The sequence below is a fragment of the Pedobacter aquae genome, from assembly GCF_008195825.1.
Lineage (GTDB): Bacteria > Bacteroidota > Bacteroidia > Sphingobacteriales > Sphingobacteriaceae > Pseudopedobacter > Pseudopedobacter aquae.
The window spans coordinates 2,854,106-2,879,831 of sequence record NZ_CP043329.1 but is presented as its reverse complement, the minus strand read 5'-3'; the positions used below and the strand labels follow the sequence as shown (position 1 = coordinate 2,879,831).

Annotated in this window: 27 protein-coding genes and 1 pseudogene; 12 read left to right on the top strand and 16 right to left on the bottom strand. The window is 34.7% G+C overall.

Annotated elements, in window-relative coordinates:
- Positions 1-88: 88 nt before the first annotated feature.
- Positions 89-1,174: an MFS transporter gene (locus FYC62_RS12665; RefSeq protein ID WP_240534727.1), complete on the bottom strand. Its 1,086-nt coding sequence runs from the start codon at positions 1,172-1,174 to the stop codon at positions 89-91.
- Positions 1,175-1,382: 208 nt separating this feature from the next.
- On the opposite strand from FYC62_RS12665, the gene FYC62_RS12660 reads away from it, so the two are divergent.
- The gene (locus FYC62_RS12660; RefSeq protein WP_149075198.1) at positions 1,383-2,369 is read left to right on the top strand and encodes a hypothetical protein; all 987 of its coding nucleotides are present in this window, start codon (positions 1,383-1,385) and stop codon (positions 2,367-2,369) included.
- Between the two features lie 38 nt (positions 2,370-2,407).
- Positions 2,408-3,136: a diacylglycerol/polyprenol kinase family protein gene (locus tag FYC62_RS12655; protein WP_149075197.1), complete on the top strand. Its 729-nt coding sequence runs from the start codon at positions 2,408-2,410 to the stop codon at positions 3,134-3,136.
- Here the strand turns inward: FYC62_RS12655 and FYC62_RS12650 are convergent.
- Genes FYC62_RS12650 through FYC62_RS12640 form a run of 3 tightly spaced genes read right to left on the bottom strand, consistent with a single transcriptional unit; the run spans position 3,133 to position 4,870 of the window.
- A complete protein-coding gene (locus tag FYC62_RS12650) occupies positions 3,133-3,756 on the bottom strand; it encodes a rhomboid family intramembrane serine protease (RefSeq protein WP_039450862.1) in 624 nt (207 codons plus the stop codon). The genes FYC62_RS12655 and FYC62_RS12650 overlap by 4 nt on opposite strands.
- An 8-nt stretch (positions 3,757-3,764) precedes the next feature.
- Positions 3,765-4,118 carry an MmcQ/YjbR family DNA-binding protein gene (locus FYC62_RS12645; RefSeq protein WP_039450864.1) on the bottom strand — a complete coding sequence of 118 codons (354 nt, stop codon included), beginning with the start codon at positions 4,116-4,118 and terminating at the stop codon, positions 3,765-3,767.
- A gap of 5 nt (positions 4,119-4,123) precedes the next feature.
- Positions 4,124-4,870: a hypothetical protein gene (locus tag FYC62_RS12640; protein ID WP_149075196.1), complete on the bottom strand. Its 747-nt coding sequence runs from the start codon at positions 4,868-4,870 to the stop codon at positions 4,124-4,126.
- Positions 4,871-4,986: 116 nt separating this feature from the next.
- On the opposite strand from FYC62_RS12640, the gene pepT reads away from it, so the two are divergent.
- Positions 4,987-6,225 carry a peptidase T gene (gene pepT / locus FYC62_RS12635; RefSeq protein ID WP_149075918.1) on the top strand — a complete coding sequence of 413 codons (1,239 nt, stop codon included), beginning with the start codon at positions 4,987-4,989 and terminating at the stop codon, positions 6,223-6,225.
- Between the two features lie 4 nt (positions 6,226-6,229).
- Here pepT and FYC62_RS12630 read toward each other — a convergent pair whose 3' ends face one another.
- Both FYC62_RS12630 and FYC62_RS12625 read right to left on the bottom strand, forming a co-directional pair.
- Positions 6,230-6,778 carry an HPP family protein gene (locus tag FYC62_RS12630; RefSeq protein ID WP_149075195.1) on the bottom strand — a complete coding sequence of 183 codons (549 nt, stop codon included), beginning with the start codon at positions 6,776-6,778 and terminating at the stop codon, positions 6,230-6,232.
- Positions 6,779-6,818: 40 nt separating this feature from the next.
- Positions 6,819-8,095: pseudogene (locus FYC62_RS12625) on the bottom strand (replication-associated recombination protein A).
- 169 nt (positions 8,096-8,264) lie between these two features.
- On the opposite strand from FYC62_RS12625, the gene FYC62_RS12620 reads away from it, so the two are divergent.
- Positions 8,265-10,370 (top strand): carboxy terminal-processing peptidase, encoded by a 2,106-nt coding sequence (locus FYC62_RS12620; RefSeq protein WP_240534726.1) that lies wholly within the window; start codon positions 8,265-8,267, stop codon positions 10,368-10,370.
- A gap of 2 nt (positions 10,371-10,372) precedes the next feature.
- Entirely contained in the window at positions 10,373-10,699 is a 327-nt protein-coding gene (locus tag FYC62_RS12615; protein ID WP_039450869.1) for a DMT family transporter, read from the top strand.
- A gap of 74 nt (positions 10,700-10,773) precedes the next feature.
- Here FYC62_RS12615 and pfkA read toward each other — a convergent pair whose 3' ends face one another.
- Genes pfkA through FYC62_RS12600 form a run of 3 tightly spaced genes read right to left on the bottom strand, consistent with a single transcriptional unit; the run spans position 10,774 to position 14,578 of the window.
- Positions 10,774-11,754, bottom strand: a complete 981-nt coding sequence (pfkA, locus tag FYC62_RS12610; protein WP_149075194.1) for a 6-phosphofructokinase — start codon at positions 11,752-11,754, stop codon at positions 10,774-10,776.
- Positions 11,755-13,806, bottom strand: a complete 2,052-nt coding sequence (locus tag FYC62_RS12605) for a protein-disulfide reductase DsbD family protein (protein ID WP_149075193.1) — start codon at positions 13,804-13,806, stop codon at positions 11,755-11,757. It abuts the gene before it with no gap.
- Positions 13,807-13,813: 7 nt separating this feature from the next.
- Positions 13,814-14,578: a biotin--[acetyl-CoA-carboxylase] ligase gene (locus FYC62_RS12600; protein WP_149075192.1), complete on the bottom strand. Its 765-nt coding sequence runs from the start codon at positions 14,576-14,578 to the stop codon at positions 13,814-13,816.
- Positions 14,579-14,614: 36 nt separating this feature from the next.
- On the opposite strand from FYC62_RS12600, the gene rsfS reads away from it, so the two are divergent.
- The 7 genes from rsfS (at position 14,615) to FYC62_RS12565 (ending at position 21,879) form a co-directional block, all read left to right on the top strand.
- A complete protein-coding gene (gene rsfS, locus FYC62_RS12595; protein WP_149075191.1) occupies positions 14,615-14,989 on the top strand; it encodes a ribosome silencing factor in 375 nt (124 codons plus the stop codon).
- Positions 14,990-15,016: 27 nt separating this feature from the next.
- On the top strand, positions 15,017-17,101 hold the full coding sequence (ftsH, locus tag FYC62_RS12590; protein WP_149075190.1) for an ATP-dependent zinc metalloprotease FtsH: 2,085 nt from the start codon (positions 15,017-15,019) through the stop codon (positions 17,099-17,101).
- Positions 17,102-17,164: 63 nt separating this feature from the next.
- Positions 17,165-17,809 carry a LutC/YkgG family protein gene (locus tag FYC62_RS12585; RefSeq protein ID WP_149075189.1) on the top strand — a complete coding sequence of 215 codons (645 nt, stop codon included), beginning with the start codon at positions 17,165-17,167 and terminating at the stop codon, positions 17,807-17,809.
- A gap of 46 nt (positions 17,810-17,855) precedes the next feature.
- On the top strand, positions 17,856-18,923 hold the full coding sequence (locus FYC62_RS12580) for a PA0069 family radical SAM protein (protein ID WP_149075188.1): 1,068 nt from the start codon (positions 17,856-17,858) through the stop codon (positions 18,921-18,923).
- Positions 18,924-19,109: 186 nt separating this feature from the next.
- Complete coding sequence (locus tag FYC62_RS12575) at positions 19,110-19,754, top strand: hypothetical protein (RefSeq protein ID WP_149075187.1); 645 nt, start codon at positions 19,110-19,112, stop codon at positions 19,752-19,754.
- Positions 19,755-20,069: 315 nt separating this feature from the next.
- On the top strand, positions 20,070-20,711 hold the full coding sequence (locus FYC62_RS12570; protein WP_149075186.1) for a hypothetical protein: 642 nt from the start codon (positions 20,070-20,072) through the stop codon (positions 20,709-20,711).
- A gap of 85 nt (positions 20,712-20,796) precedes the next feature.
- Positions 20,797-21,879 carry a 3-oxoacyl-ACP synthase III family protein gene (locus tag FYC62_RS12565; protein WP_149075185.1) on the top strand — a complete coding sequence of 361 codons (1,083 nt, stop codon included), beginning with the start codon at positions 20,797-20,799 and terminating at the stop codon, positions 21,877-21,879.
- Positions 21,880-21,912: 33 nt separating this feature from the next.
- Here the strand turns inward: FYC62_RS12565 and FYC62_RS12560 are convergent, their stop codons facing one another.
- From FYC62_RS12560 to FYC62_RS12535, 7 genes are all read right to left on the bottom strand, one after another.
- The gene (locus FYC62_RS12560) at positions 21,913-22,110 is read right to left on the bottom strand and encodes a hypothetical protein (protein ID WP_149075184.1); all 198 of its coding nucleotides are present in this window, start codon (positions 22,108-22,110) and stop codon (positions 21,913-21,915) included.
- Positions 22,111-22,220: 110 nt separating this feature from the next.
- Positions 22,221-22,376: a hypothetical protein gene (locus FYC62_RS17150; RefSeq protein WP_168199443.1), complete on the bottom strand. Its 156-nt coding sequence runs from the start codon at positions 22,374-22,376 to the stop codon at positions 22,221-22,223.
- A gap of 2 nt (positions 22,377-22,378) precedes the next feature.
- On the bottom strand, positions 22,379-22,714 hold the full coding sequence (locus FYC62_RS12555) for a phage holin family protein (RefSeq protein WP_039450897.1): 336 nt from the start codon (positions 22,712-22,714) through the stop codon (positions 22,379-22,381).
- A 43-nt stretch (positions 22,715-22,757) separates the two neighbouring features.
- Positions 22,758-23,024, bottom strand: a complete 267-nt coding sequence (locus FYC62_RS12550; RefSeq protein ID WP_039450900.1) for a YtxH domain-containing protein — start codon at positions 23,022-23,024, stop codon at positions 22,758-22,760.
- A gap of 68 nt (positions 23,025-23,092) precedes the next feature.
- Entirely contained in the window at positions 23,093-24,136 is a 1,044-nt protein-coding gene (locus tag FYC62_RS12545) for an AI-2E family transporter (RefSeq protein ID WP_149075183.1), read from the bottom strand.
- A gap of 79 nt (positions 24,137-24,215) precedes the next feature.
- Positions 24,216-25,205, bottom strand: coding sequence for an OmpA family protein (locus tag FYC62_RS12540; protein ID WP_149075182.1), 990 nt, complete (start codon positions 25,203-25,205; stop codon positions 24,216-24,218).
- A 68-nt stretch (positions 25,206-25,273) separates the two neighbouring features.
- A complete protein-coding gene (locus FYC62_RS12535; RefSeq protein ID WP_149075181.1) occupies positions 25,274-25,675 on the bottom strand; it encodes a sensor histidine kinase in 402 nt (133 codons plus the stop codon).
- Positions 25,676-25,726 lie beyond the last annotated feature (51 nt).

The following is a 25,726-nucleotide window of genomic DNA, read 5'->3' as shown; positions in this document are numbered from 1 at the left end:
GATTTGCCAATGAACAAATATAAGCCTTAAATTATTGTTGCGCATGAAGCATAATTTTAAACTGATAACGGAAATTACGACGGTTAGATTACTTTTCGCTCTTTTTCATATAAGCCAATAAATAAAGTAAGGCTAAGAAATTACAAAATGCAGCACCATAAAATACCAAGGGAACTCTAGAGATGATATCTCTAAAAAACCAGCCGGCAAAAAGAGCGCCCAAGCCAATACCTGCTTCTAAGGCAATATACATGGTGGCTACAGATTTTCCGCGTTTATCATCATCACTTAAATCAATAGCCCAAGCAGAAATAGCAGGAGAGAACATACCAGTTGCCATACCATAAATGATAGAACCTGTAATGAAACCCATAGTTGTTTGCCATGTGGCTAGCCAAGTAAGCGATACGCAAAGTAAGATAATAGAAACTCTTAAGACTGGTTTACGGCCATATTGGTCAGAAACTTTACCTGCAATAAACCTCATTAATAAAGACGCAATGGTAAATACCATAAAGAACAAACCTTTGTTTTTGATTCCAATATGCCCACTCCAATCGGGGATAAGCGTTATTAAAGCGCCATAGCTTACATAACTAAAAAGCGTTACCCAAAATACAGGCATGGCTTGTTTGTTTATAATTTCTGATTTATTGATGGTCATGAAAGTCCACTTGAAAGCCTCTTTAGTAGTTAAAGTTTCTTTCATATTAAACAAAATCAGGATAGAAAGTAACGCGAATAAAGAAGAGCAGTAAAATAGAATATCAATAGCATAATACAAGGTAATAGCGCTACCAATAGCTGGTCCAATAGCCATACCTGTGCTAAAAGCTAAACCATGTATACCCATAGCTTCTCCCCATCGGGTTGAGGGAACTAAATCTGCCACGTAAGCCGCTGTTGCGGTAGGTTTAAAACCTGTAGAGAAACCATGTATCAATCTTAGAAATAAAAATCCGGCAACGCTAGTTAAAATGGGATATAAAAACCCGCAAACGAAACAAACCAAAGAGCCCACCGCCATAATAGGGATTCGGCCAATTTTGTCTGTTAATTTTCCACTAAAAGGTCTTGATATTCCGGCTGTTAAGGTAAACAAGGCGATGATTAATCCTTTATACTCTGCACCACCCAAGCTACTTAAATAAGAAGGTAGTTCTGGTAAAAGCATGTTAAAGCTGGCCGAGAAGAGAAAGGAGCTTAGGCAAACTAATGAAAATTGTAATGTATAAATTGATTTTTGTTCCTGTACCTCCAAAACCCACAATATTTGTCGCAAATTTAGCCATTCTGTATGAACAGATGATGAATAATAACAGCTTTTTGTAATAATTAGTATGGGTAAGTATTAATTAAAGTGTGCTTTGTATTTTTGCAGCATGCAAGAGCCATTGTACCAACCTTTTCAAAGAATGCGATTTGAGTCTTCTGTTTGTTTCCTTAGCGGGGATAAACTCAACTCAACAGAAGAAACCTTAAATGTTTTTGCACCTTGGCTTATTGGGAAATACAAGTTAGATGAAAGGCCATTTAAGCTTTTAGATGAAAGCATGGTAAGCTACGCTGATATTAAAATTCCGTGTAGCGTAAAAACAGCAGAGGCTTTTGAAAAATTAGAAAGTACTATTGAGAATGCTTTTTTAAATGGATATAAGGCGGTTTCTGCATTAGATGAGCAACAGCTTTTTTTGTGGGTTGCTAAAACGGTATATGGCATTATTTTCAAAGAATTGCAAATTGCCGTAAGACAGCAGCAAGCCAGCGGAGAGCAGTTTCACATGTCGCAGGGGCTTATACATAAGTTTAGCATGTTGCACAGCATGTTGCAGGCCGTTATTAAGCCAGTTAAATTAGAAGGCTTTAAACCTTGGAGTATCTGGATATGCGAAGTAGAAAATGCCGAAGAAGAGTTCTCCTATCGTGATGAAATTAATACGCTTACTTTTTCTTTAAGAATGCAAGATTTTGGTATCATCCTTTGTTTACAAGATAATGGTGCTAATAAAAAATACCACGAAGAGCTTTGGGAGAAAATTGAAGGAGCTAAGTTGCATCCTATTCAGTTTGAAGAGTTATGTGCTAAGATTTTTTATTCGGCTTATTTGTTTAACAGGTTGCCAGAATACCATATTATGCCTGTAGAAGACGAGTTTCATATAGAAGCGATGCCTTTAAGAGGCATGCAAGCAAAACCAGTTTTTGATTTATGGAACAATAAAACTTACGGCCAAGTTTTAGAGAATTTTTGGAAGCGTTGGAATTTCCTTTTACTAGAGATTATTAAAAATCCCGAAAGGCCAGTAAGCTATCTTTTCAATGAAAATGAGGAACTTATAAAGGCAGAAGAGATTAATTTATCAAAATAACGAGCTATAATTTCTATCTTTAATGGTATAGCCTATTTATGAATGTACCAGATATAGAAAAATTTATCCCATCATTAGATTTAATTTATCATTTGGGATTATACCTATTTGCTTATGTTGCTTTAGCTGTTTTATTGGTTTCTGTACTTAAAGCTAAGTTCAATATCAAAACAGCCTATTCACGTAAAATTTATCATTTCCTCATCTTTACTGCGGCAGCCGTTTTACAAGTCTTTTATGGGTTGCCAGCAGCCGTTTTAATGGGTGTTATCGTTTTTCTTTGGGTGATATTTGCCGTTCTAAAGGGTAAAAGCAGTTTTTTCTATCAGGCATTAGCCAGAGAGAAAGATGAACCTCATGCTGATAGATTCATTATCATACCTTTATTTGCTACAGCTATTGGCGGTGTTTTAAGTAATTTATTTTTCCCTGGTTTTGCTTTTATAGGTTATTTGGTAGGTGGCTGGGGCGATGCTATTGGCGAACCTGTGGGCTCTAGATGGGGGAAGCACTCTTATCAAGTGCCAAGTATGTTTGGTATAAAAGCTACCAGAACTTATGAAGGTTCTTTAGCTATTTTTATAGTAAGCGCACTTATTTGTTTTTTAATATACCGCTTTTATGGGTATCAATTGCATAGCGCAATAGTTTACGCCATGGTTTGTGCTTTTATAGCCACTTTAGTTGAGGCTTTTAGCAGCCATGGTTTAGATAATCTTACTATGCAATTAAGCGCTGCCGCAGCAAGTTATTATTTACTCACTTAAGAGGCTAAACCTGCCGATATACTATTTATAAAATGAGCAATAGCTCTTGGGTATAAAATAATGGTAATTAAAACTCCTGTTATAGCACCATAAAAATGGGCATCGTGGTTAATGCCATCATTAGATCTTCTACCGGCATACGAGGTATAAATTAAAAACAAGAAACCATAAATAACTGCTGGTATTGGGATAGGCAGCGGGAAAATAATCATCTTGGTTAGCGGCGCAAAAACGATAAAACTAAAAACCACAGCGCAAACTGCACCTGATGCGCCTAAGCTGTTATACCAGAAATGGTCTTTATGCCTTTGTACGGTTGGTAAATCGCTTAAAATTAAACTCACCATATACAATAAGCCAAATTGCCAATGCCCCATTATTTTTTCTAGGTTAAAGGCAAAGAAATAATAAGAAAGCATGTTAAATATCAGGTGCGACCAATCTTTATGGATAAAACCACTGCTAATAAGTTGGTATAAATTTTTTCCTTTTGCAACACTGTATGGATGAAGCATAAACTTACCATAAACAGCGTCGTTATTAAAAGCATAAATACTGGTAACAATGGTAAAAATAAATATGATGGCCGCTACAGGCGTTTCATTTAAGATATCTAACATGCTGTAATTTAAAGATTATTAATTTCTTCTTGTTGTTTTTTGGGTAAACTTTTTAGAACCAATTGGTAAGAATGGTCTATCATTTCTGTAAGTTGTTTATCAGAAAGGCTGCCGTTGTAATAAACCGTATTCCAATGTTTTTTATTCATGTGGTAGCCGGGTATAACTTCGCTAAAACTTTCTCTAAGTTGTATAGCTTTTTCTGGGTCGCATTTTACGTTAAAGCTGCAAGGCTCTGTTAAACTAGCTAATAAAAATACTTTGTTTACGATTTTAAAAACCAAGGTATCATCCCCGAAAGGGAAAGACTCGGTAGTGCCTTTTAGACTAAGGCAGTAATTTCTTAAACTTTCAATGTTCATGAAAATTACCTGTAGAATATTTTTGTTGGTCCAAATAAATACTTAACAGAGAAACCTAAAGTTGTGTAGGCATCTTTAGAGTTGTTTTGGAACATAGCTGGGTTATCATTAAAACCATCAATATCATCAGAAAAGGTGAAAACCATTTTGTAATTGATGCCTACTTGTAAGAAAGCTACATTATAAGCGTCATAAACATTAAACCTGTAGCCAATGGTCATGGGTAAATTTAGTACAGTATTGAATTTGCTTTGACCTAAATCATTTGCATGTTGTCTTCTAGGATATTTGTCTGTTTCTGTGTATTCTGCAACATTATTTTTCCCACTTAGCATTCCAATACCTAAAGAAAGGTTAACATTTCTTAAAGCATAAATAAGCGGATTATAAGAATAATCAAAAAACTGGCCAGCGGCTATATTACCTCTTAGTTCTATATTTGAGAAATCGGAAATAAATTGTCTGTTATATTGGTCTGGTCCGTCTTTAAGCTGTACCATATTATACTCCAAACCTGCTGATATAAACGGAGTGACATAATAATCCAAAGAGCCTCCAAAAGTTCTAGATTTATTAGTGCCTAATTTTTTATCTGCATCTGGATTGCTTATTACCATAGCACCTTCATAACTTAAACCAGTATAAGCAGTGCTAATTCCTCCTTGTAAACCTATTCCAAACTGAAAATAGTTAGCTTGGGAAAAACCAGAAAGAGAACTCAGAAGTAAAATGATTGTTAATATCTTTTTCAAAGTATTGTTTTGAATCTTAAATCATACTTTTATGCAATGTAACCAGATATACTGCTTTTTGCAATCAGGTTAAAAATATTGCAAAAAATTGGCTTATCAAAATATAAATCATGAAAATGGATATACGCTATCAAGTTATAGAGCGATTTTTAAGATACGTTCAAATAGATACACAATCTAATCCTTATTCTGAAACCGTTCCATCTACAGCAAAACAGAAAAATCTTGGGAGATTATTGGTTAAAGAATTACAAGAAATAGGTCTTCAAGATGCAGAAATGGATGAAAATGGTTATGTATACGCCAGTATCCCTTCTAATACAGATAAGCAAGTTCCGGTTATATTTTTCTGCTCGCACATGGATACTTCTCCAGATTGCTCTGGCGAAAATGTAAAACCTATTATCCATAAAAATTATCAAGGTGAAGATATTATTTTGCCTGATGATGCTTCGGTTATCTTAAAAATGACTGAACATCCAGATTTAACTCATCAAATTGGAAATGATATCATCACGGCAAGTGGAAAAACTTTGCTAGGTGCCGATAATAAAGCTGGCCTTGCTGAAATTATGGATGCAGTTAACTTTTTAGTCAATCATCCAGAACTTAAACATGGTGAAATTAAAGTTTTATTTACCCCCGATGAAGAAATTGGAAGGGGGGTAGACCATGTAAATTTAGCTAAGCTTAAAGCTGATTTTGGTTATACCATTGATGGTGAAACTTTGGGTTCTTTTGAAGATGAAACTTTCTCTGCCGATGGCATGACAGTTCATATTCAAGGCGTAAGTGCTCATCCTGGTTTTGCAAAAAACAAAATGGAAAGCGCCATTAAAATAGCGGCCGATATCGTAGCGGCATTACCCAAAAATTTATCGCCTGAGCATACCAGTGGTAAACAAGGTTTTATTCATCCCGTAGCTATAAAAGGCGAAGTTGAAGAAGCTGTGATAGAATTTATTATCCGCGATTTTGATGATAGCATGCTACTAACGTATGAGGAATTGGTAAAGAAAATCTCTTTAAAAGTAGTAGAAAACTACCCTTCTGCTCAAGTAACTTTTACAGTAAAGGAGCAATATCGTAACATGAAAAACATCATTGCACAATATCCTAAAGTGAGTGATTATGCTTTAGAAGCCATCCAAAGAGCGGGGATAAAACCTAAAGCCCAAAGTATTAGAGGTGGTACAGATGGTTCTCGTTTATCTTTTATGGGTTTGCCTTGCCCAAATATTTTTGCAGGCGAACATGCTTTCCATAGCAAGCAAGAATGGGTTAGCGTTCAGGATATGGAAGCAGCCGTAAGAACCATTATTCATTTGGCACTTATTTGGGAAGAAAAAGCCTAAAATTTTAATGTTTATAAGGGTAATTTCTTCCTTTCGGGATGTTGTTAACAATTAAGGCTATCAATAATAAAATGATAATACCGCTTAAAACCGGAGAAATAATATAGCTAAAACCGAGGTCTTTTATCCTTTCAGAGCCAATAATAGCAATTAACGCCGTTGCCCCACCAGGCGGGTGCATGGTTTTAGTCATTTGCATAGCCACTATAGATAGGGCTACAGCTAAGGCTGATGAAATCCAGATTTGATCTGGCAAAAGTTTATAAATAACCACGCCTATAACGGCTGATAAAAGATGCCCGCCAACCAAGTTTCTAGGTTGTGCCAACGGACTATTAGTTGCACCAAAAACCAATACCGCCGATGCACCAAAAGAACCTATCAGGAAAACATTATCTAAATCGTTAAACTTTTGGTTATGAAAAAAACCTATGGTAGCAATACCCAAAAAAGCACCTATAAAAGTCCAAAAATGGTCAATGGGGTCTATAATGGTTTGTTTATAAACAACATATTTAGCAACGCGGTAACTTCTTTTCAATCTCTTTTTCACTAGTCGGGCAGTTTTGCGCTAGCAAAATTATCAATAATGTTTAATACTTATAGCGTTTATTCCACAAGCTTTTTAAGCGTTCTTTAATCTTGATTTCTGCCGGGTTGTTTTGAGGGTCATAAAGCGTAGTTCCACTTAACTCTTCGGGGAAAAATTCTTGCTCAGCAAAATTACCTTCATAAGCATGGGCGTATTTATAATCTTCGCCATAGCCAATGTTTTTCATCAGTTTAGTTGGTGCATTTCTGAGGTGTAAAGGCACAGTTAAATCTCCAGTTTGTTTAACCAATTGCTGTGCTTTACCAATAGCTTCGTAAGAAGCGTTGCTTTTGGCCGAGCTTGCCAAATAAGTAACCGTTTGTGAGAGGATAATTCTAGACTCGGGCCAGCCTATCACATTTACTGCTTGAAAACAATTATTGGCCAATAACAAAGCATTAGGATTAGCATTACTAATATCTTCTGAGGCTAAAATCAGTAATCTTCTGGCAATAAAAGAAGGGTCTTCGCCCCCTCAATCATACGGGCTAGCCAATAAACAGCTGCGTTAGGGTCGCTTCCGCGGATAGACTTGATAAAGGCCGATATGATGTCATAATGTTGTTCGCCAGTTTTATCATACAAAGCCATGTTTTGTTGTACATGCTTCAATACAAATTCATTGGTGATGCTTATTTTATCATCTTCGGCAGCATTTATCACCAATTCAAAAACATTTAGCAGTCGCCTACCGTCGCCTCCTGATAATCTAAATAAAGCTTCTGTTTCTTTTAAATCAACATGTTTGGTTTTTAAAATTTCATCATTTTCTAAAGCCCTTTTCAAGAGCTGAAGCAAATCATCCTCAGTTAAATTTTTAAGAATATAAACCTGGCATCTAGAAAGTAAAGCCGATATGACTTCAAAAGAAGGGTTCTCTGTAGTAGCGCCCACCAAAGTAACCAAGCCACGTTCTACTGCACCCAATAAAGAATCTTGCTGAGATTTTGAAAACCTGTGAATCTCATCAATAAACAAAACCGGTACAATACCTCCTTTTTTGTATTGGGCGGCTTTTTCTATCACATCCCTCACATCTTTAACACCAGAATTGATAGCGCTTAAAGAGAAAAAAGGTCTATCTAAACTTTTAGAAATGATATAAGCTAGGGTAGTTTTACCTACCCCTGGCGGACCCCAAAATATCATGCTTGGGATATTTCCATTTTCTAAAGCTTTACGCAAAACAGCTCCCTGACCAACCAAATGTTGTTGCCCAGTATAACTGTCTAATGAAGTAGGGCGCATCCGCTCTGCTAAAGGGTCTGTTATAGCCAATTTTTTATTTTTTTAGATGGATAACAAATATCGTACAAGATAGCATATTAACCAGTTTTAAGCTAAAATTTAAAGTAGATATGATAGTTTTTTCCTTTTATTGTCAGGCTTTGTATTCTATGTTTTTTGTTTAGCTTTAAAGCATTATTTTGCAAAAAAATACGTTGTAATGAATACTTCTCTCACGGGATTTGAAAAGATAAAAGATATGTTAAGAAGAGTTTTTTCGGGGATTTTAATAGCGGCTACCGTAGCTTGTACCGCAACACCTAGAATTATAAAAGATGTTCCGGGTTCTAACAACCTAAAACCTGATGAGCAGCAAGCTTTAATTACCAAAGAAATTGCCGAGCTGGTTACCAGTTTCAATTATAAAAAGTTGAGTTTGAATGATTCTTTAGGTGGTGTTATTTATGATAACTACTTAAAAAGTTTAGATCCTAATCGTAATTATTTTTTAGCTGCTGATATTGCGGAGTTCGCTCAGTTTAGATCTAATTTTGATGATGATTTAAAAGCTGGCGACTTAACAGCACCTTTTTACATGTTTAATGTATACCAAAAGAGGTATAATGAAAGGATGACTTTCTCTATCAAAAACCTAAATAATAATTTTGATTTTACTAAGAAAGAAGATTATTTGTTTAGTCGCGAAAAATCTCCTTGGTTTAAAGACATGGCAGAAAGTGATGCCAATTGGATAAAAAAAGTAAAGTATGATTATTTAAATCTGAAACTTACACAGAAAGCAGATACGGCAATAAAATCATCTTTGAAGAAGCGTTATGAGAACTTAATTACACAATCTTCAAAAATCAATAATCAAGATGCTTTTCAGGTAATTATGACGGCCTTTACCGAGTCTATAGACCCGCATACCAGTTATTTTAATCCGACAAACGCTGCCAATTTTAATATCGATATGTCTAGATCTTTAGAAGGTATTGGAGCAACTTTATCATCAGAAAACGAATTTGTAACCATTAAAAGCATTGTTACCGGTGGCCCAGCAGATAAAAGCAAGCAATTAAAAATTGATGATAAGATTATTGGTGTAGCGCAAGGTAATGAAGAGTTTGTAGATGTTATTGGTTGGAGATTAGACAATGCCATTTCATTAATTAGAGGTAAGAAAGGTACTATTGTTCGTCTGAAAATCTTGTCTAAAGAGCAAGACATGTCTGCCAAGCCAAAAATTGTAGAAATGGTTCGAGAGAAAATTATATTAGAAGATCAATCTGCAAAAAAATCAATTAAAACCGTTACCAGAGATGGTAAAAGCTATAAATATGGTATTATAGAAATTCCAGCTTTTTATGCAGATTGGAAAGCTATGCAAGCCGGTGACCCCAATTATAAATCAACCACAAGAGACGTGAAATTACTTTTAGACAGCTTAAAACAACAAAATGTTGATGCTGTAGTGATAGATTTAAGAACAAACGGTGGGGGCTCATTAGTAGAAGCTATAGATTTAACGGGCTTATTTATTACTACTGGCCCTGTGGTACAGGTTAGAGATTTAAGAAATAAAGTAGAAGTAGATAGCGATGATAACCCAAGTGTAGTATGGGATGGTCCGTTGGCAGTAATGGTAGATAGGTTTAGTGCCTCAGCATCAGAAATTTTTGCAGGTGCTATACAAGATTACGGTCGTGGTATTGTAATAGGTAATACCACCTACGGTAAGGGTACAGTACAATCTGCTATTGATATGCGTAGGGTAAACCCTAATTTGGGCGAGAAAGGTGGTCAAATTAACCTTACAACAGGTAAATTTTATCGCGTTAGCGGAAGCTCAACGCAACATAAAGGTGTAACGCCAGATATCGAGTTTCCGGCTATTTTCCCTGCGGATAAATACGGCGAAAGTGCAGAACCTGCCGCCTTACCTTGGGATGAAATTAAGAGTAGTAATTACACAAAAATTAAAGACTTAAGTAAAGATATTAGCTCGCTTAAAGCAATGCATCAACAAAGAATGAAAACCAGTCAGGAATTTAAGTTTTTGTTAGAAGATATTGAAGAATTTAAAAGAAGAGATAAAGAAAACTCTGTTCCTTTAAACGAAGAAGCACTTAAAAAGCAACGTGAAAGCCTAGAGCAAAAAAGTTTTGCGCAAGAAAATGCCAGAAGAGTTAGCAGAGGTTTGCCAGCTTTAAAGAAAGGCGAATCTAAACCTGCAAAAGAAGAAACATTTGATTTTATGCAGCTAGAGGCTTTACAAATTCTAACAGATTTTATAGGATTTATCAAAGTAGCAAAAGTAAAATAAGCATGAATTGGCTTTTATTAGTTATTGCAGGTTTATTTGAAGTTGGTTTTGCATCTTGTTTAGGGAAGGCGAAAGAAACATCAGGAAATGTTGCTTTATGGTGGATAGGGGGCTTTTTTCTTTGCCTATCTATCAGTATGTACTTACTGTATTTGGCAACCAAAACTTTACCCATTGGCACTGCTTACGCCGTTTGGACAGGTGTTGGTGCTGTAGGAACTGTATTGGTGGGCATTTTTATCTTTAAAGAGCCTGCTACTTTCTGGAGGATATTTTTTATCATCACCCTTATAGGTTCTATTATTGGGTTAAAGTTTGTATCCAACTAAACAGAAATATTTAAAACATAAAAAAGCCGTAGGATGTACAATCTTACGGCTTTTTTGATGATGATTTTCTTATGCTATAGAGAAAGAACTTCTACAATTTTTAATAGGTTTTCATTTACCTCAACATGGTGTTTAATAGCTTGTTCAAAAGATGTAAAAGCAATTTTTCCGTGTATTAAACCAACCATTTGACTTCTTTCGCCATTTAGTAAACCTTCAACAGCTGCAACGCCAACACGGCTTGCTAAAACTCTATCCATACAAGTTGGTGATCCGCCACGTTGGATGTGCCCTAGTATAGAAACTTTGGTGTCATAATTAGGGAAACGAGCTTTGATAATTTCTGCTACTTCAAAAGCGCCACCAGCGTCATCACCTTCGGCAACCATAATAATTTTAGAAGATTTGTCTTTTCTACTAATCTCTAATCTATGGATAATAGCGTTAATGTCTGTTTTAGTTTCTGGTATTAAAATAGATTCTGCACCTACACCAATGCCGCTTCTTAGTGCAATTAAACCGCAATCTCTGCCCATTACCTCTACAATAAATAAACGGTCATGAGATTCTGCCGTATCTCTAATTTTATCTACCGCATTAATTACGGTATTGATAGCCGTATCATAACCAATGGTAAAATCTGTACCAAATAAATCGTTATCAATAGTGCCTGGCAAGCCTAAAATTGGCATGTCAAACTCTTCGCCAAATACTTTAGCACCTGTAAAAGTACCATCGCCACCAATGGCAACTAAAGCATCAACATTTATTTTTTTTAGGTTATTGTAAGCAATCTGTCTACCTTCTGGAGTTAAAAAAGCCTGACTTCTGGCTGTTTTTAAAATGGTTCCGCCACGCTGGATAATGTTAGCAACAGATTTACGGTCCATATCCTGAAACTCGGCATTAATCATCCCCTCATAGCCTCTTCTAATACCAACAACTTCTATATTATGATATAAAGCGGTACGTACTACAGCTCTAATTGCTGCATTCATACCTGGTGAATCGCCTCCAGATGTAAAAACGCCTATTTTTTTGATGGTATTTGTCATTTAATTTTTGTTTTGATAGTTAGATTTCCCTTCATTAAGAAATCTGATATAGTTACTGATATCTAAGTTAAAAGCCTCTGGTTTGGTAAGTAGCTCTTCTTTATCATTCACAATAACATAATAAGGCTGTGAGTTTACTTTAAATTTTGATGCTTGAAAATCGCTCCATTTATTGCCTAAAGTTTTAACTTTTTTGCCAGAAAAAGTAGAAGTGTATTGTTCTGCTTCTGGTAAAGCTGTTTTATCATCCACGTAAAGTGAAATCAAAACGTAATCCTTTTTCAGGATGTTTAATACCTCAGGGTCACTCCAAACACTAGCTTCCATTTTACGGCAATTTACACAGCTATGTCCTGTAAAATCTATAAGAACTGGTTTATTAACACTTTTCGCATATGCCATACCTTCTTCATAATCAAAAAAGGCATCTAAATGATGCGGCGCTTCAAATAAGCCAGCGTATTTTTTAGCTACATTACTTTTTTCAGAGGGCGAAGATAAGCTATTTGTGTAAAGGTCAAAATCTTGAGTGGTTTGCGGCGGTAACCAAGCACTAATGGCTTTTAGTGGAGCACCCCATAAACCAGGTACCATGTAAAGGGTAAAAGAGAATACTATAATGCTTAAAAATAAACGAGGGACACTTACAAAGGGTAAATCGCTATCATGCGAGAATTTAATTTTCCCTAAAAGATACAATCCTAATAATGCGAAAATAACAATCCAAAGTACTAAAAAAACTTCGCGGTCTAAGATATCCCAATGGTAAGCTAAATCTACATTTGATAAGAATTTGAAGGCTAAAGCAAGCTCAATAAAACCTAAAACAACTTTTACGCTGTTTAGCCATCCGCCAGATTTTGGTAAAGATTTAAGTAAGGATGGGAAAGCTGCAAAAAGTGTAAATGGTATAGCTAAAGCAAGCGAGAAACCAAACATACCTATGGCAGGGCCCATCAATTCTCCCATAGAGGCAGCTTGTACCAATAAAGTCCCTATAATTGGGCCTGTACAAGAAAAAGAAACTAAAGCCAAGGCAAATGCCATGAAGAATAATCCTGCTAAGCCTCCTTTATCTGATTTTTCATCAACTTTATTTACCCATGATGATGGTAAGGTAAGCTCAAATGCACCAAAGAAAGAGATGGCAAATATCACCAGCATCAAGAAAAATACAAAGTTGAAAATGCCATTGCTGGCCATTTCATTTAAAGCATCGGAACCAAAAATTATAGTAACCAATAAACCTAATACTACATAAATAACAATAATAAAAAGGCCATATAAGCCAGCCTGTGTAACTGCTTTTGCTCTGCTACCTGCTTTTTTGGTGAAAAAGCTAACAGTTAAAGGCAGCATAGGGAAAATACATGGCATAATAAGAGCCAAAAAGCCACCAATAAAACCTGCTAAAAAGATAGCCCATAAACTTTGCTCTTCTTGTGCTAAAGGTTCTATATCAATAGCATTAACAAGAACTTGCTGAGAAGTAGTATCGATAACAGCGCTATCTGTTATTGCGGATATTGCTGTACTTATGCTATCAGTAGCTGGAGTAGTTGTTGGCGTTGCCAATGTATTTGCAATGGCTTTACCTGCTAATGAGGCTGTAACTTTAAACGTTATTTCCTCTGGCGGAAGACATTGCTTATCATTACAAACCATAAATTCTAAAACGCCATTTATAGTTACTTCTTGGGTGTTAAGTTTAACTTTTTGTTTAAAAACAGCTCGGTCTTCATGCCAAGCAATGTTCATGTTAAAATTTGGGTCAAAAGCTTTTTCAGCTTCTGGCGCTTCTGTGGCTTTACCCACTAGCGCATAGCTTTTGCTAGGGCTTAACGTTAATGATGTGGCAATAGGCCCGCCTTCTTCAATATTTAAAGAATACACATGCCAGCCCTTATCAATTTTAGCTGTTGCAACTACATAAGCTTCTTTGTCATTAATAGCCTCTGTTGAAAAAGACCAACTTACTGGTTTTAAAATTTGAGCCCAGCTGATGAAGGTTAAGCTCAGAAGGCTTAGGGTGAATAAGAATTTTTTTGTCATTGTAACATTAAATTACGAAAGCGATTTCTTTAAAATCAAATGGTTGAATATCTCCTGCTATGCTCACGATGAGCTTGCCGTTTGGGTTAACATCAATAATTCTGGCAGACACTTTTTCATGATTGATGATAAAGTCTGACAGCTGGTTAAACCTAAATAGCCTGTTCATATAATCTGCATAAAGTAAATCTTTTTTATTGGCTTTAAGTTGTAAGTATCTACCTTCTATATAGTAACAAAGTTCTGATAATAACTGGTTAAGATGATATTCTATTTGTAAAATATTAGCAACAGAGGTGGCTTTAAGCCCATCTGCAAAAATGTTCTGGTTAACATTTAAGCCTATACCCACCACACTATCTTTTAAAAAAGCTCCTTTAAGGGTGTTTTCTATCAGAATACCACCTATCTTTTGGTCTTTAACATAAATATCATTGGGCCATTTAACTTTACAATCTTCACCTAATAATTTCGTTAAACAATCTGTAACACCCAAGGAAATAACTTTTGTAAGTTCAAACTGTTGTGATGCAGCTAAGAATACAGGTTTTAAAAGAATACTTATGGTTAGATTTTTTCCAGCTTCGCTTAGCCAAACATTACCCCTTTGCCCTCTTCCAGCAAATTGCGTATCTGCCATTATAACAGTACCTTCTTGAAGTGGCTCGCAATTTGAAAGTAAATCCTTAAGGTAATTGTTTGTAGAATCAATCTCCTTTAATTTTACAATATTTTGTCCAACAAATAGTGATGGAAAAGTGTTATTTTGCAATATGTTTTAATTAAAATTCAAAACTAAAATTTTTTAATGGTAAAAAATAAAATAGAAATCCCATCTACTGATATATCTACTTTCGTAGTCCACGGAATTCAGGAAAAAAAAGGGAATGAAATAGTGCGGTTAGATCTTAGAAATATTCACAGTTCTGTTGCAGATTTTTTTGTGATTTGTCATGCAGAATCATCTACCCAAATAAGAGCTATAGCTGATAGCGTAGAAGAAGAAGTTTACAAAGCAAGTGGTCAAGAACCTATTAGAAAAGAAGGTTTGGTACATGCCGAGTGGGTAATTCTAGACTATTCTGACGTTGTAGTGCACATCTTTAAAACAGATAAAAGAGCTTTCTACGGTATAGAAGATTTATGGGGAGACGCAGAAGTTAAATTTTATCAAAGAGCCTAAAACCACAAAGGTATTATCAAGAAGAAAATGAAAGAAGATCAAAATAAAAAATCAATAAAAAAAGTTCCCGGTAAACGTGTAGTTCCAAAACCACCAAAATTCAATATCATGTGGATTTACGGAATTATTATACTAGCCATTTTAGCAGTTCAGTTTTTCATGAGTGGTAACAATTCTAAGTTAATCACTTACCAAAAATTCGAGCAAGAAATGCTAAGAAGCGGTGATGTGGATAAATTGGTAGGTTACAAACAAGAAGACCTTTACATTGCCGAAGTTTACATTAAAAAAGACAGTTTAAAAAAAGACAAGTTTAAAGATGTTAGAGATAATTCTAATTTCTCTGTAACTGGTACTAGTCCGCAGTATTACTTTAAAGATGGTTCTTTTGAAGCTTTAGAGAAACGTTTACAAGCTTCGCAAGAAGGTATTCCAGAAGGCCAAAGAGTGAATGTTCTTCCAGAAACTAGAAGTAATCCAATTTCTGGATGGTTCTGGAGTGTGATATTCCCTATTATTCTTTTTGCCTTATTATGGATATTTATCATGAGAAGAATGGGTGGCGGTGCCGGAGGTGGTGCTGGTGGTCAAATCTTCAACATTGGTAAATCAAAAGCTACGCTTTTTGATAAAGAATCTCAGGTTTCAGTTACTTTTAACGATGTTGCCGGTTTAGAAGAAGCTAAACAAGAGGTTATGGAAATTGTAGATTTCCTGAAAAACCCTAAAAAATACACCAATTTAGGTGGTAAAATCCCTAAAGGGGCGTTATTAGTGGGCTCGCCAGGTACAGGTAAAACCTTATTGGCTAAAGCCGTTGCAGGCGAAGCACAAGTACCTTTCTTCTCTTTATCTGGTTCAGACTTTGTAGAGATGTTTGTGGGTGTAGGTGCATCAAGAGTAAGAGATTTATTTAAACAAGCTAAAGAGAAAGCGCCTTGTATCATTTTTATTGATGAGATTGATGCTATTGGTAGAGCCAGAGGTAAAAATAGTATGGTTGGCGGTAATGATGAGCGTGAAAATACCTTAAACCAGTTATTGGTTGAAATGGATGGTTTCGGTACCGATTCTGGTATCATCATCATGGCAGCAACCAACAGACCAGATGTTTTAGATAGCGCTTTATTACGTCCGGGTCGTTTTGATAGACAAATTTCTATTGATAAGCCAGATTTAGTGGGTAGAGAGCAGATTTTTAAAGTACACTTACAACCTTTAAAACTTGCTAAAGAGATAGATCCTAAAAAATTATCAGCACAAACTCCAGGTTTTGCTGGTGCAGAAATAGCCAATGTTTGTAACGAAGCCGCTTTAATTGCAGCTAGAAGAAACAAAGAAGCTATTGATATGCAAGATTTCCAAGATGCTATTGACCGTGTGATTGGTGGTTTAGAGAAGAGAAATAAAATCATATCTCCGGAAGAAAAGAAAATTGTTGCTTACCACGAAGCTGGTCATGCTATAGCGGGTTGGTTCTTAGAGCATGCAGACCCATTGGTTAAAGTTTCTATTGTTCCACGTGGAGTAGCCGCTTTAGGTTATGCACAATATTTGCCAAAAGAGCAGTTCTTGTACACTACAGAGCAACTTTCTGATGGTTTATGTATGACTATGGGTGGCCGTGTAGCAGAAGATATTATCTTTAATAAAATCTCTACAGGTGCACAAAACGATTTGGAGCGTATTACAAAACTTGCTTACGCCATGGTTACCATTTATGGTATGAACCCTAAAGTAGGTAATGTTTCTTTCCACGATCCTAATAATGAATATAATTTCAGCAAGCCTTATTCTGATAAAACAGCTGAGCTTATTGATATTGAAGTTAGGTTATTGATAGAAGGTATCTACAACAGAACCAAGCAATTACTTACTGAGAAAAGAGAAGGTTTAGAGCTATTGGCGCAAAAGCTTTTAGAAAAAGAAATCTTATTCCAAAGTGATTTAGAAGAGATTTTAGGTAAAAGACCATTTGACCACAGAACCACTTACGATGAATTTGTAAATGGTAAAGAAGGTGGTGAGCAAGGCGTAATTGCAGAAAATATACATCCAGAACCTGTTGGCGATAGTACAGAACCACTTAAATCAGAATCATCTGAAATATAAATTTAAATCCCCTATTTTCAGGGGATTTTTTATATCCTAAATTTGCAGCTTATATCATAGGAAATGAAGGAAAGTACCTCGAAAGAGAAATTACTAAAAAAGATAAGAAAAGCTTTATTAGAGAAAAGAGATAATCCATATCCTAACCTGGAAGATCTCCCTTTATATCCGCCGGTAGATGAAGTACCAGAAGTGGTATTTGCCGAACAATTTATAAACGTAAGCGGTCAGTTTGTTTTTTGTGAGGATGAAATACAACTCATAGAAAATATTTTGCTTTTAGCTGATGAGAAAAAGTGGCGTAAAATATACTGCTGGGAAAAACCTTTACAAGATTTATTAAGAAAGTACGAGTATCCATTTTACGAAAGCGATAAAGATTTTGAACTAGCAGAAGTAGGTTTTACTTTATGCGAAGCACTTATAGCCAGAAATGGTTCTATATTAGTAAGCAATGCAGGTGCTGCTGGTAGGAGATTAAGTATTTACCCGCATTTTCATGTAGTAATAGCTTATACCTCACAATTGGTAATGGATTTAAAAGACGGATTTAAATTATTAAAAGATAAATACGGCAATAACTTACCAACAATGATTAGTACTATTACCGGTGCAAGTCGTACTGCTGATATAGAAAAAACATTGGTTATAGGCGCTCATGGCCCTAAAGAACTTTTTATTTTCTTGTTAGATGATTCTTATCAATAATTTATTTTCCATCTAAAAATACTAAAATTTTTAGTATTTTTAGGTTATGTTGAATAATGAAGAATCTTACCTAAAAGGTCGTGGAGCGCAGGGAAATATCAATAATAAATTCCAAAATTTAAAATATAGTTTAGAACATATTGAAGGTTTAGATGAACCTTTTATTGATGAAATAAAGACAGAATTCATCAAAGAATACCCAAAAAAAATCATCAGCGAAAGCAACAGTCCAGATTTATCTTTTGTAGCATCAGTTAATCCATATCATGGTTGCGAGCATGGTTGTATTTATTGCTATGCAAGAAACTCGCATGAGTATTGGGGTTTTGATGCAGGTTTAGATTTTGAGAGTAAAATCATCATAAAGCCTGATGCTGCCAAGCTATTAGAACAGCAATTAAATAAGCCAAACTACCAACCTAAAGTTATTTTACTATCCGGAAATACAGATTGCTACCAGCCTGCAGAAAGAAAATTTAAAATAACACGGTCGCTTTTAGAAGTATTACTAAAATACAAGCATCCGGTTAGTATCATCACTAAAAATAATCTTATCCTTAGGGATTTAGATCTTTTAAAAGAATTAAATAAGCATGATTTACTGCATGTAAATATTTCCATTACTTCTTTAGATGAAGATATACGCCTAAAGTTAGAGCCAAGAACTGTTACCGGTAAGGGAAGGCTAAAAGTTATGGAAAAACTTGTTAAAGAGGGTATTCCAGTAAGGGCAATGGTTGCACCTATTATACCAGGACTTAACAGCCATGAGATTGTGGATATAATTAAGGCGTCTTCAGAACATGGTGTAACTGCGGCCTCTTTTACTATTGTAAGATTAAATGGTGCAATAGGAGAAATTTTCACAGACTGGGTACTCAAAGCTTTTCCTGATAAAGCAGAAAAAGTTTTAAACCAAATAAAATCTTGCCATGGCGGAAGTTTAAATGATTCTAGATGGGGTAAAAGGATATCAGGAGATGGGTTAGAAGCAGAAGTAATTCATAGACTTTTTAATATCGCAATTAAAAAATATATGCCCCAAAATACGCTTAAACCCCAAAGACTTGATCTTTTTAAAAATAGCCATAACAGGCAAATAAGCTTATTTTAACGACCTTTTTCCTATACAAATTGTATAAAAAAAATATACAATAAGTAAAGCTTTTAATGAATTTTTGGCTATTCAAAATCTATTGGCATAAGCATTGCGTAAGTTAGAATGTATATGTTTTTGTTACACAAATATATAGTGTTAATTAAAGAGCCTAGCTCAATTTTTAAACTTAAATAATGAATTATGAAAACGCAATTTCAATTATTAGCATTAGCAGTTATAGGATTAAGTGCTAATGTAGCAGTAGCCCAAGTACAAGTAGGTGCTGGTGTTTCCACTCAAGTAGCAAGCCAAGTTGCAACATCTGGTGTTAAAGCGGCTACACAAAAAGCGGTTGAAAAAACCACAGAAGTAGCAACCAGAACCGCAACGCAAACACAAGCAACTGCTCAAAAAGCCGCACAAACGGCAGTAGATGCAAATGCGGCGGCTAAAGGGTCTTTAAATGCAGAAGTAGCAAAGCAAAGTGCTGGTGCTACGGCAGAGTTAAATGCTTCTTCACAATCTGCTATAAATGGGGAAAAAATAATTAAAAATGGCGCAAAAGCTGGCGAATCTTTATCTACTAAGGTAGTTGAAAAAAGGGATGCTGGTTTAGCAAAAGCTAATGAAGCTAAAGAAAGAGCAGAAGGTGCTAAAGCTACAGTTGAAGTAAATAATGAAACTTCTTTAAAAAGTAATACAAATTCAAACGCTTCTAGAAAAGAGTTAAATGTTAGTTCAACCAAGAATACTTCTTCTAAAAGCAATGCAAAAGTTGGTAATAAAAAAGTAAGTACAGAGACTTCATCTGAAAGTGCTTCTAGAGTTAATGTAAATCGTAAATAATCATTTTGAGCTGCCAGAATTCTGGCAGCTCTTATTTTATGTTATGCTTAAATGTATTAAATTTTGGGGTTTATTTTCTTTATTATTAGGCGCTGGCCTAGAGGGCAAATCTGCTATACAAGACTCTGTAAGCAATCCCCAAATTTTTTTTAATGTGGGTGCTCAATATGTTTCAAACCTAACATACGCAGGTAGAAAAGATTTTAGCAGTGTACCTGTATTGCTGCCAAATATTAATATAATATCAGCAAAAGGTTTTTTATAGGCTCTGCTGCTTACATAAATGCAGCTGCTAATAGTTTTGCCGCAGATGGTTTGAGTATTACGCCTGGCTATGTTTTCTCTTTAGATAAGAAGAAAAAATTTGGTGGGGTACTTTCTTTTACTAAGTATTTTTTTAAAGATGGCAGCAGCATTATTTTAAGTGCCTTTAATGCTACTACAGATGCCACAGTTTATTATCAGCCTGAGTTTTTTAAAGTTTCTCTAGGTTCAAGTTATCAGTTTGGAAAAAACCAGAATGATTTGGTAAACACCCTAGAATTGCTTAAAGATATTAAGTTGGCTAAAAACCTAAAAGTAAGTCCAACCCTATCTTTATTAGCAGGTACACAATCTTTCTTTCAAACTTATTACAGCCAAACTACACGTGAGAGAAAAATCACTAATCCTGGCGGTACTACGCCATCTCCAATACCTTTCTTTCCTGGTAGTACACAAGCGCCTACAGAAAGTGTTATCACAGAAACAGTAACAGAAGAGCAACAAAAGGAAATAAGGAAATATCAATTACTAGCTCTTAATGCTACCATACCTTTAAATTATCGTATAAAAAAACTACAATTAAATTTTACACCTTATTTTATTAAGCCCTTAAACCAAGTTCAAAATTTTGATAATACAGAGGATGGAAAACTCTTCTTTTTATTTAATACAGGAATATCTTACACCTTTTAAGTCAAATTGATAATTAGCTTTTTCAATTAACATTTCTTAATTCGGATACTTTATACTAATTTGGTATATAGTTCAAAATTTACATATGACCGAATCAATTAAAGCTGTTATTACTGCAACTGGAAGCTATATACCTGGTGTTGTAGTTAGAAATGAAGATTTTATTAATCATGATTTTTTTGAGCGAGATGGGCAACGTATCAATCGTAGTAATGCAGATATTATAAAAAAGTTTGTTACCATAACAGATATAGAAGAAAGAAGATATGCTGCACCAAATCAAACAGCTTCTGAGCTGGGTTTTTTAGCTGCTCAAGATGCTTTACAATCATCTTTGATAGATGCTGAGTCTCTAGATTATATTATTGTTGCACACAATTTTGGAGATATTTCGTACGGTACAAACAGGTCTGATATGGTACCAACATTGGCTAGCCGTATTAAGCATAAACTAGAAATTCAAAATCCAGATTGTGTGGCTTATGATTTGCCTTTTGGTTGCCCAGGATGGGTTCAAGGTTTAATACAAGCTAATTATTATATTCAGGCTGGCGATGCTAAGAATGTTCTGATTATTGGTGCAGAAACTTTATCAAGAATTATAGATCCGCATGATAGAGATAGTATGATTTATGCCGATGGTGCTGGTGCAGTTATCATAAGCGCTTTAGAAACAGAAGAAAATGTTGGTATTCTATCACATAAAGCTCAAACGCATACACAAAATGAGGCTTGGTTTTTAAGAATGGAAGGCAGCAGTAAGGAAGATTATGACGCTTACACTGATATTTTCTTGAAAATGGATGGACGCAAGGTATATGAATATGCTTTAAAGAATGTTCCTTTAGTAATGAAAACAGCTTTAGAAAAAGCCAATTTAAACCCTAATGATGTAAAAAAGGTATTGGTACACCAAGCCAACGGAAAAATGGATGAGGCTATCTTAAAAAGATTTTTTAAGCTATATGATATTGAGGATGCTCCATTAGATGTGATGCCAATGTCTATAGCTAAATTAGGTAACTCTTCTGTAGCTACAGTTCCAACTTTATTAGATTTGATTTTGAAAACCAAATATCAAGGACATGAGATTATTAAAGGTGATGTAGTGCTATTTACTTCGGTAGGTGCAGGTATGAATATCAATACGGTGGTATATAAATTTTAAAAAAAGGAGGGCTTATCAAAGCTCTCCTTTTTATTAAAAAGTCTCGCTATCTGGCGGAATACCATAATCAACATCTTGTTTCTTCTTGCTTTTTATAGTTGAGTTTATCCAAGAACTTACTTTGTCTATCAAGTTACTCAGTTTATACTGGTTAACATTTTGAGGATTAATAGCTCTTTGCGATATAAGTGTAAGTACTGATTTTAAAAATAAGCCATTACCTCTTAACAAAGTTTTATTAAGAACTAGCGGAACCAGTATTCTTGCTAAGGAGGTTACCCAATCTGCATTTTTTGGGCCTACACCTTGCTGTTCTTTAGCATTAAAACCTAAGAAAGAGCCTATTTTTTTAAGAATTTAAAAGGAGATTTTATCGCATCTTGAAAACTCTGTTTCTTTTCTAAGAAATACAGTTCTTGTTCTGCTTGTTGTAAGCGTAATGTTTTTATTTGAGCTCTTAACTGTTGAAGATTTTCTATTTTAACTTGAGTTTCCACTGCTATTCCTCCTCTTGTTTCTTAAAAATTTTCTTAATCATATTGTTAATTATCGGTTTTTCTAGATACTTATCTTTAGTAGCGTAAACAATTACTGCCATTAAAAAATAGAAAAGAGAAACCAAGAAGAAGCCCCCGTAACTATTACCCAATAATTCAGAAAGGTAAAAACCAAATGCCAGACTCACGAAAAGGAATGCAAGTACAATAAATATGATAACTAAACCATCTGTTATTAAATTAGCAAAGAGCAAAACTCCTTTTTCCACAAGGCTAAGCTTGGCAAGCTTCATTCTTGTGTTTAAATGCTCTTTTATTTTTTCAATTAATTCTTCCATCGCTCAACGTGTGTCTGTCATTAAAAAATTTTGATGCTAAAAACTAAGCATGTTCTGTATCATCAGCATACTCGTTTTCTGTTTGCTTAATTTTAGATTTTATATTACCTACAATTTTTTCTTTTAAATCTGTAAGATTATCAATTTCTTCGGCGGCTTTTTCTTTAATACTATCTCCCAAGTTTTTTAAAGATTCAGCAAGTTTATCTCTTGTATCAGAACCTTTTTCTGGAGCGAATAATAAACCTAAAGCAGCACCAGCAGCTAATCCGGCTAAAAGTGCTATAACTGTTTTTGAATTGTCTGTCATGATGATTTTTTTTAAAGTGAATATCTATATTTTACAAGAAAATATCCTGCCAAAATGTTTTGGAAATGCTATGAATTTGAATTTTTGTTTTCTAAATGATTTTCTAATCGCTCTGTTGCTATAATATCAATTTCATAGATAGCTGCTAAGTGTATAAACCACGATAGTAGTAAAGGCCCAAATACTAAACCTACAAAACCAAACATCGGTATACCAATGATAACACCTATTACCGTGATGATAGGATGCGTATCAGCAACTTTTTTATTGATGATAAAACGGATGATGTTATCTATATTGATAAGGATGGTTAAAGTGAAGATGCTAAGGAAAATAGCATGACCTGTTTCGCCATTTAAAAATAGAATAATTGCAGCGGGAAGCGTTATTAGTGGTGCGCCAACAACGGGTAAAAAGGATAGAAATATGCCTAGAACTCCCCAAAAAATAGCATCGTTTATCCCAACAATAAAAAAGGAAATACTTACCAGCATACCTTGTACTAAGGCTATTAAACCTTGACCCAATATATTAGAATAAGTTGTGTTTTTGAGTTCTTCTGCAAATTGCTTGGCATGATGTTCTCTTAATGGGGCATATTTTAATAGAATATTTTCGAATGCTTCCATCTCTACTAGCATAAAGTAAAGCACAAAATACATCAGCGTAAGCGCAAGAAAAATAAAAAATGCCCCTCCAACGAAAGTTGGAAAAAGCTCCTGAATAAATATAGACAGTTTATTAACGTATTTATCTACCAAATGAGGCTGATTTAACTGAAGACCAACAAAATCATCTAACCTAGATATTAAAGCTTTTAACTGAAATTGATTTTGTTTAAGTGATGTTACACGATCTATAATCATATAACTAAGCGCAAAAAAAGGTAGGATGATGATGGTAAATGATGATAATATTACAATTCCTGCGGCCACATACGTTTTTACTTTTCTTACCAGATAAAGGTATAAAGGTTTAAAAATGGTATAAATAACGATAGCACCTAAGAAGGCGGTAAATAGGTCTCTTAAACTGTACAGTATTACTGCAGCAAGAAGTAATAATACAATAAGAACAACGGAATTTCTTTGCTTATAAGTAAAAACTGACATATTTAAATATATGAAAGCTTTTAATACAAAAAAAGCTCCGAAATATATTCCGGAGCTTTTCTATGATAGTTTTGTAAGATTATTTTGCTTTAGCCTGAGGGATTACTAATGCACAACCAGCGCCATCTACTTTAGTGCCAGCTGGTGTACCAGGGCATTTGTCTAAATGGTCTGCAACACCGTCTCCATCTGTATCTTTTTTAAGATCTTGTACATCTTGCTCTGCAGTAGAAGTACGAGTCTTTAATTTATTAACATCTTCACGTAATTTAGAATCGTTAAGTTCATCGTACATGGTTGCAATTGGGTTAGCCCAAGTTAAATTTGGTTTGCTTTTAGAACCTAAAGAGAATTCTAAACCAGCATAAGTGTAAGAAAATTTATCCTTTGAGTTTTCTTTACCATAGTTAGCATCAAGATTGTCTGCATCAAGGAAGCTCATGGTATAACCCAAGTTGAAACTTACCAACTCAGAAACTTTAAATTTAGCACCAACACCTACAGGTACATAAGCACTTTTTATAAAATCTTTATCGCCAGAAGCGCCAGAGATGCCTTTCCAATCAATAATTGCATTTGTTTGGTTAACATAACTAGGAGCATATCCTAATAAACCTAAACCCGTAGATACGCTAAAATTTAATGCATTTTCTCTTTTTAAGAAGTCAACAGTAGCAACGTTTACAACGCCTCTTAAGTCTAATCCAAAACCAATTTGAGTGTCGAAAGATCTGTAATTACCTACTCTACCACCTGGTGCATCAGCGTTATTACCAGATAAATTGCCGAAGAAGGCATTAGCTTGTAAGCTGAAAGAATGTGCAACTTGCTTATTTAAACTTAAGCCATATCCAAAATTAGCATCCCAATTGATAAAGTCATTTGAACCGCCTGTTAGTACAACCGGGGTTAAAGCTCCAGCATTAACACCTATTGACCAAGTTCTGTATTGATCTCTGCCACCAAAAGTTTTTGCAGTAGAAGTTTTAGTATCTTGAGCAACAGCCATAAAAATGGTAGATGCCAATAGCGTTGATAATGCTAAAAAATTTTTAATGTTTTTTCTCATCTCTAATATTTTAATTTGCAATGTTAATAAATTTCTAGATTATATGTGCTAAATAATAAAAAATTTAATTATAAGGAATTCCATAAATTAATCTGTTTGCTTTCAGGTATAGAAATTACGAATGTAGAACCATTTATGGAGGTATTATCCAAACTTATTTTCCCTTTATGATTGATTAATATTTTTTGAGTGTTTGCTAAACCCATACCTAAACTTTTAGCTTTATTACTAAAGAAAGGTTCAAATATTCTTTTTTGATCTTCAGGTTCAACACCATTACCATTATCAGAAATAAGAATTTCTACTTCGTTGTTTTTAACTGCTGTTTTAACAGAGATATAGCTAGCACCGGCCTCTATAGCGTTGACGAAAATATTTTGTAGGGCTTGTATAATTTGCTCTTCATCAACATCAACCATAATATCTGTTGTGTTAAAGTCTTTATCTATCCTTAAAAAATTATTAACCAATTCATCTTCAGTTTTAATGATGCACTCTTCTAAAATATGGTTAAGAACTTT

Coding starts and splice junctions, on each gene's coding strand:
- FYC62_RS12580 (WP_149075188.1), top strand. CDS start 17,856: ATGTTGAATAATGAAGAATCTTACCTAAAAGGTCGTGGAGCGCAGGGA.
- FYC62_RS12545 (WP_149075183.1), bottom strand. CDS start 24,136: ATGTCAGTTTTTACTTATAAGCAAAGAAATTCCGTTGTTCTTATTGTA.
- rsfS (WP_149075191.1), top strand. CDS start 14,615: ATGGTAAAAAATAAAATAGAAATCCCATCTACTGATATATCTACTTTC.
- FYC62_RS12605 (WP_149075193.1), bottom strand. CDS start 13,806: ATGACAAAAAAATTCTTATTCACCCTAAGCCTTCTGAGCTTAACCTTC.
- FYC62_RS12660 (WP_149075198.1), top strand. CDS start 1,383: ATGCAAGAGCCATTGTACCAACCTTTTCAAAGAATGCGATTTGAGTCT.
- FYC62_RS12565 (WP_149075185.1), top strand. CDS start 20,797: ATGACCGAATCAATTAAAGCTGTTATTACTGCAACTGGAAGCTATATA.
- FYC62_RS12665 (WP_240534727.1), bottom strand. CDS start 1,174: ATGCTTTTACCAGAACTACCTTCTTATTTAAGTAGCTTGGGTGGTGCA.
- FYC62_RS12575 (WP_149075187.1), top strand. CDS start 19,110: ATGAAAACGCAATTTCAATTATTAGCATTAGCAGTTATAGGATTAAGT.
- ftsH (WP_149075190.1), top strand. CDS start 15,017: ATGAAAGAAGATCAAAATAAAAAATCAATAAAAAAAGTTCCCGGTAAA.
- FYC62_RS12615 (WP_039450869.1), top strand. CDS start 10,373: ATGAATTGGCTTTTATTAGTTATTGCAGGTTTATTTGAAGTTGGTTTT.
- FYC62_RS12650 (WP_039450862.1), bottom strand. CDS start 3,756: ATGTTAGATATCTTAAATGAAACGCCTGTAGCGGCCATCATATTTATT.
- FYC62_RS12540 (WP_149075182.1), bottom strand. CDS start 25,205: ATGAGAAAAAACATTAAAAATTTTTTAGCATTATCAACGCTATTGGCA.
- FYC62_RS12645 (WP_039450864.1), bottom strand. CDS start 4,118: ATGAACATTGAAAGTTTAAGAAATTACTGCCTTAGTCTAAAAGGCACT.
- FYC62_RS12655 (WP_149075197.1), top strand. CDS start 2,408: ATGAATGTACCAGATATAGAAAAATTTATCCCATCATTAGATTTAATT.
- FYC62_RS12620 (WP_240534726.1), top strand. CDS start 8,265: ATGAATACTTCTCTCACGGGATTTGAAAAGATAAAAGATATGTTAAGA.
- FYC62_RS12585 (WP_149075189.1), top strand. CDS start 17,165: ATGAAGGAAAGTACCTCGAAAGAGAAATTACTAAAAAAGATAAGAAAA.
- FYC62_RS12555 (WP_039450897.1), bottom strand. CDS start 22,714: ATGGAAGAATTAATTGAAAAAATAAAAGAGCATTTAAACACAAGAATG.
- FYC62_RS12550 (WP_039450900.1), bottom strand. CDS start 23,024: ATGACAGACAATTCAAAAACAGTTATAGCACTTTTAGCCGGATTAGCT.
- pepT (WP_149075918.1), top strand. CDS start 4,987: ATGGATATACGCTATCAAGTTATAGAGCGATTTTTAAGATACGTTCAA.
- pfkA (WP_149075194.1), bottom strand. CDS start 11,754: ATGACAAATACCATCAAAAAAATAGGCGTTTTTACATCTGGAGGCGAT.